Origin of the sequence: Segatella copri (assembly GCF_009494395.1) — a bacterium.
Classification (GTDB): Bacteria; Bacteroidota; Bacteroidia; order Bacteroidales; family Bacteroidaceae; genus Prevotella.
Genome location: NZ_VZCB01000045.1, coordinates 73,086 through 87,893 on the forward strand (window position 1 = coordinate 73,086; position 14,808 = coordinate 87,893).

The 14,808-nt window shown below is 43.6% G+C and carries 14 protein-coding genes and 1 tRNA gene; 2 read left to right on the top strand and 13 right to left on the bottom strand.

What is annotated here, in order from left to right; all coding sequences use genetic code 11:
• Together recF and F7D73_RS04955 are read left to right on the top strand one after the other, a co-directional pair.
• Positions 1-1,104: a DNA replication/repair protein RecF gene (recF, locus tag F7D73_RS04950; RefSeq protein ID WP_153122650.1), complete on the top strand. Its 1,104-nt coding sequence runs from the start codon at positions 1-3 to the stop codon at positions 1,102-1,104.
• 67 nt (positions 1,105-1,171) lie between these two features.
• Positions 1,172-1,462 (top strand): DUF721 domain-containing protein, encoded by a 291-nt coding sequence (locus tag F7D73_RS04955; protein ID WP_153122652.1) that lies wholly within the window; start codon positions 1,172-1,174, stop codon positions 1,460-1,462.
• 28 nt (positions 1,463-1,490) lie between these two features.
• Here the strand turns inward: F7D73_RS04955 and F7D73_RS04960 are convergent, their stop codons facing one another.
• From F7D73_RS04960 to F7D73_RS05020, 13 genes are all read right to left on the bottom strand, one after another.
• Entirely contained in the window at positions 1,491-2,027 is a 537-nt protein-coding gene (locus tag F7D73_RS04960; protein WP_153122654.1) for a 5-formyltetrahydrofolate cyclo-ligase, read from the bottom strand.
• Between the two features lies 1 nt (position 2,028).
• The gene (locus F7D73_RS04965) at positions 2,029-3,762 is read right to left on the bottom strand and encodes a S41 family peptidase (protein WP_153122656.1); all 1,734 of its coding nucleotides are present in this window, start codon (positions 3,760-3,762) and stop codon (positions 2,029-2,031) included.
• A 27-nt stretch (positions 3,763-3,789) separates the two neighbouring features.
• Positions 3,790-4,236: a deoxycytidylate deaminase gene (locus F7D73_RS04970; protein ID WP_153122659.1), complete on the bottom strand. Its 447-nt coding sequence runs from the start codon at positions 4,234-4,236 to the stop codon at positions 3,790-3,792.
• 47 nt (positions 4,237-4,283) lie between these two features.
• On the bottom strand, positions 4,284-6,383 hold the full coding sequence (locus F7D73_RS04975) for a M3 family metallopeptidase (RefSeq protein WP_153122661.1): 2,100 nt from the start codon (positions 6,381-6,383) through the stop codon (positions 4,284-4,286).
• Positions 6,384-6,430: 47 nt separating this feature from the next.
• The gene (locus F7D73_RS04980; protein ID WP_153122663.1) at positions 6,431-7,108 is read right to left on the bottom strand and encodes a Crp/Fnr family transcriptional regulator; all 678 of its coding nucleotides are present in this window, start codon (positions 7,106-7,108) and stop codon (positions 6,431-6,433) included.
• A 1-nt stretch (position 7,109) separates the two neighbouring features.
• Positions 7,110-8,126, bottom strand: a complete 1,017-nt coding sequence (locus F7D73_RS04985) for an FAD:protein FMN transferase (protein WP_153122665.1) — start codon at positions 8,124-8,126, stop codon at positions 7,110-7,112.
• Positions 8,127-8,129: 3 nt separating this feature from the next.
• Entirely contained in the window at positions 8,130-8,849 is a 720-nt protein-coding gene (locus F7D73_RS04990; RefSeq protein WP_228117637.1) for a DUF6048 family protein, read from the bottom strand.
• Positions 8,800-9,282, bottom strand: coding sequence for a DUF6452 family protein (locus F7D73_RS04995; protein WP_153122667.1), 483 nt, complete (start codon positions 9,280-9,282; stop codon positions 8,800-8,802). The genes F7D73_RS04990 and F7D73_RS04995 overlap by 50 nt, the downstream gene beginning before the upstream one ends.
• A complete protein-coding gene (locus tag F7D73_RS05000) occupies positions 9,270-10,241 on the bottom strand; it encodes a glycosyltransferase (RefSeq protein ID WP_153122669.1) in 972 nt (323 codons plus the stop codon). Before F7D73_RS05000 ends, F7D73_RS04995 begins: the two co-directional genes overlap by 13 nt.
• A 40-nt stretch (positions 10,242-10,281) precedes the next feature.
• Entirely contained in the window at positions 10,282-10,887 is a 606-nt protein-coding gene (locus F7D73_RS05005) for a DUF4199 domain-containing protein (RefSeq protein ID WP_153122671.1), read from the bottom strand.
• A 241-nt stretch (positions 10,888-11,128) separates the two neighbouring features.
• Positions 11,129-11,202, bottom strand: a tRNA-Thr gene (locus F7D73_RS05010).
• A gap of 306 nt (positions 11,203-11,508) precedes the next feature.
• Positions 11,509-14,091, bottom strand: coding sequence for an endonuclease MutS2 (locus F7D73_RS05015; protein WP_153122673.1), 2,583 nt, complete (start codon positions 14,089-14,091; stop codon positions 11,509-11,511).
• A gap of 29 nt (positions 14,092-14,120) precedes the next feature.
• Positions 14,121-14,801 carry a thiamine phosphate synthase gene (locus tag F7D73_RS05020; protein ID WP_153122675.1) on the bottom strand — a complete coding sequence of 227 codons (681 nt, stop codon included), beginning with the start codon at positions 14,799-14,801 and terminating at the stop codon, positions 14,121-14,123.
• Between the last annotated feature and the right edge of the window lie 7 nt (positions 14,802-14,808).

The following is a 14,808-nucleotide window of genomic DNA, read 5'->3' on the forward strand; positions in this document are numbered from 1 at the left end:
ATGATTTTAAAGAATATTTCCATTATTAACTATAAAAATATCAAGAGCGCCAATATTGAATTGTCGCCCAAAATTAACTGTCTTATCGGTCATAACGGCATGGGTAAGACCAACTTTTTGGATGCAATTTATTACCTCTCGTTTTGCAGAAGTGCCAATAATCCGATTGATTCCCAAATCATTTTGCACGATGAGGCCTTTTTTATGTTGGAAGGTAATTATGAGAATGATAATGGGGATTTGGAGAACATTTATTGCGGGATGAAGCGTGGAACCAAAAAACATTTTAAGCGAAATAAGAAAGAATATAAGCGCTTGTCTCAACATATTGGACTCATTCCGCTTGTCTTTGTTTCTCCTTCTGATGTTTCCCTCATTGAGGGTGGAAGTGATGAGCGTAGAAAACTGATGGATGTTGTTATCTCTCAGTATGATAATACATATATCGAGGCTCTTTCTAACTACAACAAAGCCTTGCAACAGCGAAATGCTCTCTTGAAGATGGAGGCGGAACCGGATGTAACTCTTATGGAGCTTTGGGAACAGCAGATGGCTATGAATGGAGAACTGCTCTTTGCTAAGCGCCAGGCTTTTGTAAACGAATTAATACCTTTGTTTCAGCAGATTTATCAGCATATTTCCGGTGATAAGGAACGGGTAGGCTTGCATTATATTTCGCACTGTCAAAGAGGACCGTTATTGGAGGTTATCCAGCGTGATAGATTCAAGGATCGTGCCGTTGGTTATTCGCTTCATGGAGTTCATCGTGACGACTTGGAGTTTACGATTGGTGACTATCAGATGAAGCGTGAGGGAAGTCAGGGACAGAACAAGAGTTATGTCATTGCCTTGAAGTTGGCGCAGTTTAGTTTTTTGAAGCGAACCTGCTCTAATACCACTCCTTTGCTCTTGTTGGATGATATTTTTGATAAGCTTGATGCTCAGCGTGTTGAAGCGATAGTTCAGTTAGTCTCAAATGATAATTTTGGACAGATTTTTATAACGGATACCAATCGTGATCATCTTGACCAAATCCTTCATCGTTTACGTGGCGACTATAAGATTTTCTCTGTCGAAAATGGAGAACTGCATGTAAGAGATTAGATACTGAATGTCAGGGGTGGAAAATCAAGTCTGACGATTTGTAGTACATTATTTATTGGGTATAATTATGTTTAGAAAAAAGGTTCGTTCTATAGCAGAACTTTTGCCGGAGTTTTTGAGAAACGAGGGATTGGAGACGCCTTTGCAGCAAAAGCGTCTCTTGGATAGTTGGGACACCGTTGTAGGTGCCTCTATTTCTGTTTATTGTGCTGATAAATTTATCAAGAATCAAACCCTTTATGTTAAGATTCTAAATCCTGCTCTCAGGGCAGATCTTACCATGCATCGTTCAATCTTGGTAAGAAGATTGAACGAGCAGGTAGGGGCATTGGTGATTTCAGATATCCGTTTCTATTGATAGAATTTGCCTCTATTTCCAGAACTCTTTATATGATGCAATCCATTCTGATATCCGTTTCTTCTGTTGGGATGGTATCTGTCTTTTGAAAGTCGAAACAGATGCCTATCTTGAACAGGGTTGGTACTTTTTTCAGAAATCTGTCATAATATCCTTTTCCTCGTCCCAGACGGTTGCCTTTTTCATCAAAACTCATACCAGGAATGACACCGACTTCTATTTCCCTATATCTTTCTGGTGGAAAGAGATTGCCGGTTGGCTCCATAATATGAAAGGAACCTTCTGTGAGATCTTTTCTGCCAGAGTATTCTCTGATTTCCATATTTTCTGAATCCTTTACTACTGGTAAAAGAACAGTTTTCCCTAAAGCTGTCATCTCATCAATAAAGGTATGAGTGTTGACTTCATCAGGGAGAGAATAATACATTAAAATGATTTTAGCCTTGCGGAAAGATTCTTGATCTGCAAGTCGGGATAAGACAGAAAGCGACAGTTCCTCAAGTTGGCTTGAGGAATACTGTCGCTTTCTGTCTTTTATGATTTTTCTAAGTTCTTTCTTATTCATCTTATGCGTTTGCCATCATCATATTTCTGCAATGTAGTGAACTGTAATTGTATGGTATGTCAGCCATTGCTACTTTCTGCTTCTTGCTTTTGAATTTGGCTGTTGGCTCAGGTTTCTTTGGGAACGCCTCGTGCTTTTCGAAGACTTCGAGGGTCTGCTTAATCACTGGGTCGTCCTGGTTGATATACTGAGTCCAGGCTTGTTCATCAAGCATGTTATAGATGATACGGCTGTCGATGACTCTATCCAGCAACTTATGTGACTTCTTGATAAGAAGGTTACGGCGCTTCAATCCATGCTTGTCTGCATAGTTGGCAAACTGTTCCACCATGTTCTGACTGTCAAGATAATCGGCAAGTTCCATCATCTCCTTGAAGTTATTCAACTTAGGACGATTATCATCAGTATAGGTAAATGCAAACTGTAGAATCAAGCCGCTCAAACTAGCCTCTTTGAAGTAGGAAGTCATACCGAGCGTATCTTCTGGAACAAAGATGTCTGGCGTGATACCACCTCCACCATAAACTACACGTCCAATGCCTGTGTGGTATGCAGGACCCGTATGCTTGATACTGTCTTGTGAGAAAAATTCTCCATGCTGGTAGCGATCCAGAAGATCCTGTTCATAATCCTTGTCATCACCCATCGTATAAGGTTTTTGGATACATCTTCCAGAAGGAGTATAGTATCTGGCAATGGTGAGACGGATAAGGCTATGGTCTGGGAATTCTATTTGCTGTTGTACCAATCCCTTTCCGAATGAACGGCGACCGATGATGGTTGCACGGTCATTATCCTGCATGGCACCTGCAAAGATTTCAGCAGAAGAAGCCGAACCCTCATTGATGAGTACAACCATAGGTATCTTTTGATAAGAACCCTTGCCGTCGCTCAAATAATCTTGGCGAGGAGACTTTCGTCCTTGTGTATAGAGAATCAGTTTCTTTTCTGGTAAGAACTCGTTTGCCATATTTACTGCAGCTGTGAGATAGCCTCCAGAGTTGTCGCGTAAGTCAATGCAGAGATTAGAGAATCCCTGTTGAGACAGTTTGGCTAAGGCGATAAGCATCTCTGGATAAGTGTTCTCACCGAAGTTCTTGATGCGGATGTAGCCTGTATTGTCATTGAGCATGTAGGCTGCAGTTACACTCTTGGTAGGGATTTCTCCTCGTGTTACCGTGAAGCTCTGTACCTTGTTGCTGCCATAGCGGATTACGCCGATTTTTACTTTCGTGTCTTTAGGACCCTTTAAGCGGTGCATGGCTTCCTGATTAGTCACGATTTTGCCCACGAAAGGTTTGCCATCCACAGCAACAATCTTATCTCCTGCTAGAAGACCTGCTTTTTCGGCAGGACCGTTTTGGATTACATTTTGCACATGAATGGTGTCCTGGCGGATCACGAACTCAATACCTACACCCGAGAATGAACCTTTGAGGTCGTCATTAGCCTGCGCTGCATCTTTGGCACTGATGTAGACCGAGTGGGGATCCAGTTCCGCAAGAATTTGTGGAATGGCTTTATCTACTAGCGAATCTATGTTGACAGAATCCACATATTGGTCATCAATGAGATGGAGCAAGTTGTTTAAACGGTTGCTTCCACTATTGATGACGTTGAGTCGGTTGCCGGCAAAATGATTCGAAAAGAATGTGCCGATGACAATGCCTAGCACTACGCAGAGTGCCATGATGAACGGCATAAACCTGTTGGTCTTATTCTTGTTCTTATTCATAACTTACTAATTTACATTATACTAACGTTATTCTAAACTGATATTTTCATCAGGATTCATATATTCTACTTTTACTCCGGCTCTTTCCAATAGTTCCACACCATCAGTAAGTCTGTATTTCTCGGCATATACAACTCGTTTGATGCCTGCTTGAATGATGAGCTTGGAGCATTCGATGCAAGGAGAAGCAGTGACATAAAGTGTGCTTCCCTCGCTGTTGTTGCTGCTGCGGGCCAACTTGGTTATGGCGTTGGCTTCTGCATGGAGGACATAGGGCTTGGTTACATTGTTATCCTCGCAGATATTTTCAAATCCGCTTGGTGTACCATTGTAACCATCGCTGATAATCATCTTGTCTTTTACTACTAAAGCACCTACCTGTCGGCGTTTGCAATAGCTGTTTTCTGCCCAGATGCGAGCCATGCGAAGGTATCGCAAATCAAGCTTTTTCTGTTTTAAAAGGTTGTCCCCCATTGATCTGTTATTTATATTGTGTCATTTATAATTACTTGCCTAAACTGTTAACTCTTCTTGATTTCGTTGCGTTCCAGTAGGGCGTCTATGGTTGGCTCTTGTCCACGGAATCGTTTATAGAGTGTCATCGGATGTTCTGTGCCTCCCTTTGAGAGTATGTTGTCACGGAAGCTTTGGGCGGTAGTTCGGTCGAAAATACCGTTTTTCTTGAACACGCTGAATGCATCAGCGTCCAGAACTTCAGCCCATTTGTAACTGTAGTAGCCGGCTGCGTAACCTCCTGCCATAATGTGCGAGAACTGTACGGTCATGCAAGTGTCAGGCAACTGTGGCAGAATCATGGCTTCTTTCCATGCTTCTTTCTCAAATGGGATGATGTCAGCATTAAAGGCATCCTTCTTGGTGTAATATGCCATATCCAGAAGTCCGAAACTTACTTGGCGCAGGCAGGCGTATGCTGCCATGAAGTTGCGGCTTTTTACGATACGTTCGATGAGCTCGTCCGGCAATGGTTCACCTGTTTCATAATGGAAAGCAAAGGTGCGCAGGAATTCCTTTTCTATGGCATAGTTCTCCATAAATTGAGATGGCAACTCTACGAAATCCCACCATACATTGGTACCCGAAAGACTTTCGAACCGGGTGTTGGCGAACATTCCGTGAAGGCTGTGACCAAACTCATGCAGGAAGGTCTCTACCTCTCCCAAGGTCAGGAGGGCAGGTTTTTCTTCTGTAGGCTTGGTGAAGTTCATCACTACGCTCACGTGTGGACGAATGTTGTTGCCTTTATGGTCTATCCATTGTCCTTGGAATTCTGTCATCCAGGCACCTCCCTGTTTGCCCTTGCGTGGGAAGAAGTCTGCATAGAACACAGCCAGATAACTGCCGTCTTTATCGAATACTTCGTATGCCTTCACGTCAGGATGGTATACTGGAATCTCTTTGTTTTCCTTGAAGGTAATACCATACAGTTTGTTGGCTAATCCGAAGACGCCCTTTATCACCTTGTCAAGTTGGAAGTATGGACGGAGCATCTCTGCATCCAGATTGTATTTTTCCATCTGGAGCTTGTGGGAATAGAATCCGAAGTCCCATGGTTCCATTTTGAAGTCTTCGCCTTCCAGTTTCTTGGCTAGGGCTTCTACTTCTTTCACTTCTTTTTCTGCTGTTGGCTTATAAGCCTCAATCAGATCATGGAGAAGTTTATAGACATTCTCTACATTACTTGCCATTCGATGACGTAATACATAGTTTGCATAGGTCTCGAAGCCAAGAAGTTGAGCGAGTTCTCTACGTAAATTGACCAATCGCTTGCAGATTTCAATGTTGTTCTGCTCGTTCTCATGGGTACAGACCGTATTGCGTGCCATATACATCTGTTTGCGGAGTTCACGCTGAGTAGAGTAGGTCATGAATGGAGAGTAACTTGGATAGTCGAGTGTGAAAATCCAGCCTTCTTCATTCTTCTCTTTGGCAGTATGAGCTGCTGCAGCCTTTGCTGTTTCTGGAAGTCCGTCAAGTTGAGCCTCGTCTGTGATATGGAGGGTAAATGCCTTGTTTTCCTTCAGGAGATTCTGTGAGAACTGGAGGGTGAGAATACTTGCTTCCTCTGTAAGTTTGCGAAGCTTGTCTTTTCCTTCCTCATCAAGAAGAGCACCACTACGTACAAAACCATCATAACTGGTTTCCAAAAGCATCTGTTCTTCTGGGGTTAACTCTCTGTTAGGGTGGTCATGAACATATTTAATACGCTCAAAGAGTTTCTTGTTGAGTGTAATGTCGTTGGCATGTTTGGTGAGGATAGGACTCATCTTTTGTGCCAGTTCCTCCATCTCGTCGCATGTCTCTGCACTCATCATGCATGAGAATACATTGGAAACACGACTTAAAAGGTCGTAATAATGTTCGCCTTTTTCTGTATCCACACGGGCGATAGTATTCTCGAATGTAGGCTCAGCCGGGTCGTTGATGACCTTGTCTGTCGCTTCTTTGTCACGGCGAATACCCTCCATGAAGGCAGGCTCGTAGTCTTCCAGCAGGATACGGTTGAAAGGCACAGTATCGTGCGGTGTATGATAGGGAACAAAGAATGGATTCTCTCGATTCTCTGTATTTCTGATATGATTCTGATCTTTTATATCTTGCATGATAGTGATTTTTTATTTGTTTGCTTTACTCTATGACAGTTCTCTTTTTATTTATTCACAATCAGCTTTTCTAATTGTGGAATATAGATTCTTCCTCTTTCCAGATGCATGAGCTTTTGCTTCTGCAGTTCATTCAGCACGTTGGAGACATAGATTCTCTTGACATTCATTTCTGCGGCAAGTCTTTCCATCTTGATGTGAAATAATTTTTCGCCGGCAGGTTTGAGACATCGGCTTTCAAAGAACTGGATGATACGTTCTGAGAGTGTTTTGGGAGGAACCCGATACAAGCGCCGGTTGTTCTTTTGGGTTTGAGTAGAAATGAGATTGAACATGTTGATTCTGAAAATCTCGTATCTATCAGATAGTTTCTGCATCTCCTGCTTGCTGATACTCATCACGCTACATTCTTTCTTTGCGATATAGGTGTGAGTGAAGTATTGGTTATATCCGTAGATGCATTCCATTTGAAACGCTTCTGGGGCTTTGATGCCTTCTTCGATGCGGTAGCCATGATCGTCAGCCTCTGTGACAACGTTGAGTTCGCCGGTAAGAAGAAAGTACAGACGTTTGCAGGGCTCTCCTTCCTTGACGATGGTGAGTCCCTTATCTGCCTTTTGGAAATCGAACTTTGTATGACCGGCTACTTCCAGCAAATCGTTACGGCTCATTCCCAGGAATAGAGGCAGATTTAAAAGATTGTCATATACTCTGTCTTCTTGCATTCTATTTTAATATTTTCTTCTTGAGCTCTGGCGAATACCATATCCTGTTATTTCCCTTTTCATCGGAATAGATGAGATAGGCGTCAAGTTCAGGATGTTTTTCCAATACTTTCCTTGCTCCATCCAGTCCCATTACCATGAAGGATGTGGCATAGGCATCGGCTGTGGCACAATTCTTGGCTAGAACGGTGGCTGACAGAATATTGTGCTGCACGGGATAGCCTGTCTTCGGGTCTATTGTGTGAGCATATTTCTTGCCGTTCTTATAGTAGAAATTCCGATAGTTTCCACTTGTTGCCATTGCTATGTCTGTCACATTGATTACGTCTTGTAATTCTTGACTCGTATTGAGAGAATCGTCTGTTGGCTTGTTGATGCCTACCCGCCAAGGCACTTGCTTGTCGCTGTTTCCATTCACCACAATTTCGCCACCAATCTCTACCATAAAGTTTTGGATGCCTTTTTTCTTTAGAAACCTTGCCACGATATCGCTTCCGTATCCTTTGGCTATGGCTGAGCAGTCAAGCATGATATGAGGATTCTGTTTCTTGACGTGCTCTTCCTTTAATGTTACTTTCTGGAATCCGACGATAGCGCGAATACTGTCTACTGTTTGTTGGGTAGGAGGGTTCCCGGTCTTGAATCCGAATCCCCAGGCATTTACCATAGGGGCTACAGTGATGTCAAATGCTCCGTCTGTTTCTTTGGATATTTTTTCTGCGAGTTGGAAAACCTCAGCAAACATGTTGTCTACCTTCACGTCTTCATTACGGTTGATACGCGAAATGATGGATGTCTTGTTGAATGGAGAAAGAGAATTGTCTACTTTCTGCAGTTCAGCCTCGATTTCTTTTTGGTAATTGACGTCACTTTGGTAAGTGATGTGATAGATAGTACCAAAGATGAAACCTTCATCCCTCTGGTAAGGTGTATTTTGCTGTTGGCGAATGACATAAATACTGCCAAAAATCAAGAGAAGCAGAAACGGTATCTGCCAAATGAGTCTTTTATTCTTCATTGTTTATATTTCAAATGTTACATTGAACGTACCGCCAAGTCGGGAACCACCTTGCTTGCCGAAGCCTGGTACATAATAGGTGTTGCCCATGTCGCCATCATTATGGGCAACACGACGCTTGTATCTGAAACTCCATCCCATGCGGATTGGTCCCCATATCTTTGCATCTATTCCTATTACACCTTCCAGCCAGTGATAGTTAGCGGATACGCCTTCTGCTCCGTAAGGTGCATCACCTCCCCAGACTGGATCTTTGATGGGTGGTGAAGAGATGTCGTATTTATAGTAGGTGAAACCGTAACGGAATCCACCAAACAGGCGGTAGTCATCGTGCTTGTTTTTGAGCAGGTTCCAGTCTACACCCAGACGGGCGTATGGTGCACTTGTCTTATAAGTGATCTGGGTACTCTCATCGAAGGCATCTGCTTTGCCGTAACCCAATTCAAAGATAGGGTAATACTTGTCTTTTAAGTTCACTCGCAGAGAAGCTTCATATTGTCCGTAATCACTTACCATCAATTGGGCTGGTCCTATTAAATCCACACTCACCGCCATTCCGTTAAACCATGGAATCGTATCTTTTTCTACCGTTGCTACCTTTTTAAGACGGTTTTGTGCGTTCGCCCATCCTCCACCTAAGAGTAGGAGAAGACTCAGGACGGTTACCGCTTTTTTAGTAACGGTTACCGAAATATATGTAGAAATGCGCTTTAGATGCATCATAATTAACCTCTTTATTGTTGATAACTATTGAGTCGATATAGTTGTGGGTTGTCTTCACTTCTGTTATTTTGTGGAAGTAGGCTGCACCGCAATCTACAGACTCGAAATGTGGATAGTCCTCTTTCTTGACGGTTACTGTATCTTTCCATACCTGATTGTCTGCATTCTGAATTTCAAAAAAGAACACATCCTCAGGCTGGTGGTAACTCATCGGAAGGATGAAGCTATCCACGTTCTCATCCTTATTGATAAGTACGCTGTCTTCTCCTTCCTGTTTGGTGGTCGAGATGGTTAAGGTGGCGTTGAGTGTCTTTACGTCGCCCATCAACTTATACTTGGTGTAAGTGGTGTTGTTGAGCGGGCAGTTGAGACTAGTGCAACTAGCCACCATGAGTACCAGCATCATGAAAACCAATGGTATTATTTTTTGCATCTTATTTCCTTTTCTATTTGATAATCGTTACGATTAGGGTTCTGACGACTGATAAGGTCACCCAGAAATCCGGCTAGGAAGAACTGACTGCCCAATACCATCGCAATGAGAGCGATGAAGAAGTATGGGGAATCGGTGATGAGGTGTCCGTAGATGCCACGATGTAAGTCTATGGCTTTATCGATGCCAAGTCCGATAAGCGAGAGAAAGGCAATGAAGAACACCACACTTCCTAAGAATCCAAAAACATGCATTGGCTTCTTGCCGAAGTTGCTCAGGAACCAGAGTGTCATCAGGTCCAGATAGCCGTTCACGAAACGGTTCCAGCCCATGAACTTGGAAGTACCAAACTTTCTTGCCTGATGGTGAACAGGTTTTTCGCCAATCTTTGCGAAGCCTGCATTCTTGGCAAGGTATGGAATGTAGCGATGCATCTCACCGTATACTTCGATGTTCTTCACTACGTCGCGGCGGTAAGCCTTGAGTCCGCAGTTAAAGTCATGCAGATTGTGGATGCCGCTCACCTTGCGGGCTGTGGCATTGAAAAGTTTGGTTGGAATCGTTTTGCTCAGAGGATCTCCCTGCTTGCGGTTCTGCTTATAACCCGATACAAGATCGAAACCATCTTTCTTTATCATTTCGTAGAGACCTGGTATCTCGTCTGGTGAATCCTGCAAGTCGGCATCCATAGTGATGACTACATCACCTTGTGCCTCTTTGAATCCACAGTAGAGGGCAGGACTCTTTCCGTAGTTGCGGCGGAATTTGATTCCTTTTACCTGCTCGTTTTTCTCGGCAAGTTCTTCTATGACGTTCCATGAACGGTCGGTAGAACCGTCGTTCACAAAGATAACTTCGTAAGTGAAATCGTTGGCATCCATCACCCGTTTGATCCAGGCGAAGAGTTCTGGCAACGACTCTTCCTCATTGAACAGAGGAACGATAACTGAAATATCCATTTTATCTGATGTTTTGAGAATTTATTTTTTTATCTGAAACCTAATTGGCTATTTTCTTTTTGGCGAATATGGCAGCAAGTATCGGACTGAGTATTGCTCCAGCAACCAGGTCGGTAATCATAAACATGGATGCCCATGCTATTGGTTTCATCATAGAGATGGCATCGAAGAGAGCTTTTGTTTCCTGTGCTGTCAACTGATAAGCCTGTGCTATCATCTGGTAGTTGGTTTGAAGCTGAGTCATAAACATGCCTGTATCCATGAATCGGAACCAGAGATACTGCACGATGGTGAGCAGTAGGGTAGCATAGAAGAATGTCTGGATGCAATAGTATAATCCGTGTCTGAAAGAAATATGTCCCTCTCTTACGAAGTCACGGAAATACTTCAATCTCTTTGCTACCACGAATGGGGTAGAGATAATCAGAATGTTGGATAGTAACCCCAGCATCTGGTACTTTGGTTCTACTGCCATCATGGTGCAGACGAAGCTGGCTATCCATACGATGCCAAGAATTGCTCCATCTTGACGGGCAAACGCTTTGGTTTGTTTGATCTTACCCGTATCGATGACGTAGATCTTAACCTTTTGCGTCTGTTCGTCTGTCTTCTTCTCTTCTTGATTTTCGTTATTTTCTGTATTCATTGTTATAATGTATTTCTGCGAATGTAATATATCAATTTGCAAAAATACAACTTTTTTATTATATAAGGTGTAAAGGGTGAAAATATTTATATATAATTAAAGATAGAACGCCTTGAAAGATAGAAAAATATATGTTTCTGTTTGTTTTGTACACTTCAATGCGTCGGGAAACTTTTGTTTCGGTTGTGCCAAACTTAGATAAAATAAAAAAAGGAACCTTCTGAAAGAAGATTCCTTTTTGAGCCTCTTGTCGGATTCGAACCAACGACCCCGAGATTACAAATCACGTGCTCTGGCCAACTGAGCTAAAGAGGCGGGTGGACAAGCGATTCATATCGCACCGCTACAACCAAGTACCCTTGCTATGTTCCCATCCTGGGGGATTCCGAGGGAGCTGGTCGTATGAGACTTGTCCGTCTCATAAACTTGAAAGCGGCTATTGCTTTTAAGCGAGTGCAAAGGTACTGCTTTTTTCTTATCCTGCCAAATGTTTTGCAGAAAAAGTTTTGTTTGTTAACGTTTATTTAGAAAAAGGAGGCAGGATTTGCCTCCTTTTCCATACTTCACCTTATTATATTTAAGAGGAAGAAGCAATTGAATTCTTCACTCTTCACTCTTCACTTAAAAGTCTACCACCGTGATTCCTGCACCGCCAAACTGTACATGCTCATCTGCATAATGGGTCACATTAGGGACGCTACTCAAATATTGGCGGATGAGTTGTCTGAGGATACCGTTGCCCTTTCCATGAAGGATGCGGACACGTGGCATACCTACCAGGATGGCATCATCTATAAAATACTGTACAGCATTCAATGCTTCATCACCACGCATGCCTCTTACATCCAAATCCTGATGGAAGTTGGTCTTGTGGGCATCAATGGTTTTTCTGGTTTCCTTGCTGATACCGTAAGAGGCAAGGTTTTCTTTGCGTTCCTCGGTCTTGTCCACATTCTCTACTGTAGCCGTAGCATGCTCCAGTCTGTTCAGACGCATTTTGGTTCTCATACCTCCGAATACGGCAGTAGCGGTATCACCGTTGATGCTTTCCACTTTTCCGATAGTTGTCAATCCTTTGATACGAACCGTATCACCGGCTTCTATCTCCCGTTTGCTTTCAGCCTGCACCTTGTTCTGTGCATTACGCAGGGCTGCCGCAGCCTTCTCCTGGGTCTCCTTCTTTTCAGCCTGTCGCTTGGCATGCCGCTCCTTGCGCTGCTGAATCTGGGCTATCTTGCGGGCTATCTTGTCATCCGATTCCTTGGTGTCAATCTCCTGAACCTCCTGTTTGAAGGCATCGAGTTCCTGACGGATGCGGCGGGTTTCCTCCTTCTCTGCCTGACTCTCTCGAATCTCTCTGATGGCATTCTCAATCTTCTTGTTACTTTCCTTCAGGAGTTCTGCAGCTTCTTCCTTGGCTTTCTTGAGAATGGCTTTTCTGCTTCGTTCGATATCCTCAATATCACTTTCATACTTGGAGATGGTTTTTTCCATATCCTTCTCTCGTTGGTGGATATTCTGGCGTTTGTTCTCCCAGTATCGCTTGTCACGGACAATGTCCTGGAGGTACTTGTCGCTCTGGATATATTCTGAACCTACGATGTCTGAAGCTTCTTTGATAACCTCTTCTGGCAATCCGATCTTTCTTGCTATTTCGATGGCAAAAGAAGAGCCCGGACGGCCAATGGCTAACTGGAAGAGTGCTTTCATCTCATGACGGTCGTAGAGCATGGCACCATTAACCACACCTTCATGACTGTCTGCAAAATGTTTCAGGTTCTGATAGTGGGTCGTGATGACTCCATAAGCCTGTTGCTTGCAGAATTTATCGAGTACTGCCTCTGCGATGGCTCCTCCGATACCCGGTTCTGTACCGGTACCAAACTCATCTATCAATATGATGGTGTCGCTATTGGCGGCTTTCATCATATTTTTCATGTTCAGGAGGTGGGATGAATACGTACTGAGGTCGTTCTCCAGGCTCTGTTCGTCACCAATATCAATCATGATGTTTTTGAATACACCTGTCTTTGATCTCTCACTTACGGGGATACTCAGTCCGCATTGCAGCATATATTGGAGCAGTCCCACTGTCTTTAAGCATACGGATTTACCTCCGGCATTCGGACCGGAAATGATCAGGATACGCTTTTCCTTGGTCAGTGTGATGTCTAAAGGTACTACCTTTTCATTTTTCTTCTGTAATGACTGCTGGAGCAGAGGGTGGATAGCTCGGATCCAGTCTACGTGCGGATGGTCTTCTACCTCAGGCTCGATAGCTTTGAAGGTATCTGCCAGCTTTTGTTTCGCCTGAATCAGGTCGATGATGGCAAGGAAGCGGTAACTGTCAAGAATCTCCTTTGAGAAAGGACGAACCTTGTTGGTGAAATCGGTAAGGATGCGGATAATCTCCTTTCTTTCTTCACCTTCCAGTTCACGCACACGGTTGTTGGCTTCTACCACTTCGGTCGGTTCGATGAAGACGGTTTTACCCGTAGCACTCTCGTCGTGTACGATACCTTTGATCTTTCTTTTCAAGGTAGGGATAACCGGTATTACCAGTCTGCCGTCACGGAGGGTAGGAGTCACGTCTTTCTCAACAACACCTTCACTTTGGGCAGTTCGTAATATACTATATAATGTACGGGAGATACTGCCTTCAGTCTTTGCCAGTTCTCTTCTGATCTGGAGGAGTTCCGGGGTCGCATTATCTCGTATCTTTCCAAATTTGTCAAGGATTTGGTCTATTCTCTGAATCAGCTGCGGAAAGGTCATCACGTTTTGTGACAGTCGGTGTAGGGCAGGGTAAGGGTATTTCTTTTCTCTGCGCCAGCCGTCTTCCGGTTCTGCGTGCCCGTCGTCTTCATCACTATGATTCAGAATCTTTACCATGCCTGCGATGGTTGCAAGCGAACGTCTCAAATCGAAAAGCTCGTCTTCTTCCAAGTGGGTGTTTTCTACTCGGATGCGGAGGATACTTTCTCTGACGTCATAGAAATACTGCAGGGGAAAGTCTTCTACTTCCTCCATCAGTCTGCGGAACTCACGCACCTGCATGAGCCATTCGTTTACTTCTTCAGCTTCATCGCTGAATGCCATCTTGTCCACTTGTTCTTTACCAAGTGGAGAGAGGCATCTTTCGCGTAACATCTTGCGGATTTCGTTGAATCCTATCTTGTTTTCAAAATTATCTGGATAAATCATGGGTGCAAAAGTACAATTATTTTGGCTAACTACCAAATATTTGAACCATTAAGTGTGTTCTTTGCCTTTGAAGGTGTAAGCCTTTTCTTGATGTCGTTCAGATAATCGGGCCAATCGTATTTGTGCCGCTCGTTCCATACTGCCCCCAGGAATGCCGCACCACCAAAGTTCCAGGCTCTCAATTGCGGGATAAACTGGGGGATGACTCCTCCTAAAGCTACAACTTTTTCGTTGATGATGCCATTGTAGGCTGCGTCTTCCAGATCCTTGTTGGTAAAGGTGTGGTGGTAGCCTTTCTTCGAGATGCTGTCAAAGATTGGACTTAGGAACACATAGTCGTAGATAGACTTGGATGCAGGAGCGTTTTCTTCGGGATTTTCCTTGTTGGGTATGTTTAGTGCAGCCGTTACTTCCTGGAAGTTATGGCATGAACGGGAAATGTGTCCTTTATAATCTTTGGGAATCCCGGAATTGCGCTTGTTGAGATGAATTCCATGAAGATGATATTTCTCGCAGAGTTCAAAATGTTCATGTATGACTATCTGCGGATACCATTTGGCATCGATCTTCTGTATTAGATTCTCATAATCCTCCAGGCTGGCTTCGGGTTTACGGAGATGTAGAAGATCGATACCGCTTTCAAATAACTGTTCTATGTAGCCTGCTTCGTTTCTGATGAATTCAGGCAAGGTGATAACTATCCATTTCATGTCATTT

Coding starts and splice junctions, on each gene's coding strand:
- F7D73_RS04980 (WP_153122663.1), bottom strand. CDS start 7,108: ATGCAAGAAGACAGAGTATATGACAATCTTTTAAATCTGCCTCTATTC.
- F7D73_RS04970 (WP_153122659.1), bottom strand. CDS start 4,236: ATGGGGGACAACCTTTTAAAACAGAAAAAGCTTGATTTGCGATACCTT.
- F7D73_RS05020 (WP_153122675.1), bottom strand. CDS start 14,801: ATGAAATGGATAGTTATCACCTTGCCTGAATTCATCAGAAACGAAGCA.
- F7D73_RS05000 (WP_153122669.1), bottom strand. CDS start 10,241: ATGGATATTTCAGTTATCGTTCCTCTGTTCAATGAGGAAGAGTCGTTG.
- F7D73_RS05015 (WP_153122673.1), bottom strand. CDS start 14,091: ATGATTTATCCAGATAATTTTGAAAACAAGATAGGATTCAACGAAATC.
- F7D73_RS04975 (WP_153122661.1), bottom strand. CDS start 6,383: ATGCAAGATATAAAAGATCAGAATCATATCAGAAATACAGAGAATCGA.
- F7D73_RS05005 (WP_153122671.1), bottom strand. CDS start 10,887: ATGAATACAGAAAATAACGAAAATCAAGAAGAGAAGAAGACAGACGAA.
- F7D73_RS04960 (WP_153122654.1), bottom strand. CDS start 2,027: ATGAATAAGAAAGAACTTAGAAAAATCATAAAAGACAGAAAGCGACAG.
- F7D73_RS04995 (WP_153122667.1), bottom strand. CDS start 9,282: ATGCAAAAAATAATACCATTGGTTTTCATGATGCTGGTACTCATGGTG.
- recF (WP_153122650.1), top strand. CDS start 1: ATGATTTTAAAGAATATTTCCATTATTAACTATAAAAATATCAAGAGC.
- F7D73_RS04965 (WP_153122656.1), bottom strand. CDS start 3,762: ATGAATAAGAACAAGAATAAGACCAACAGGTTTATGCCGTTCATCATG.
- F7D73_RS04985 (WP_153122665.1), bottom strand. CDS start 8,126: ATGAAGAATAAAAGACTCATTTGGCAGATACCGTTTCTGCTTCTCTTG.
- F7D73_RS04955 (WP_153122652.1), top strand. CDS start 1,172: ATGTTTAGAAAAAAGGTTCGTTCTATAGCAGAACTTTTGCCGGAGTTT.
- F7D73_RS04990 (WP_228117637.1), bottom strand. CDS start 8,849: ATGATGCATCTAAAGCGCATTTCTACATATATTTCGGTAACCGTTACT.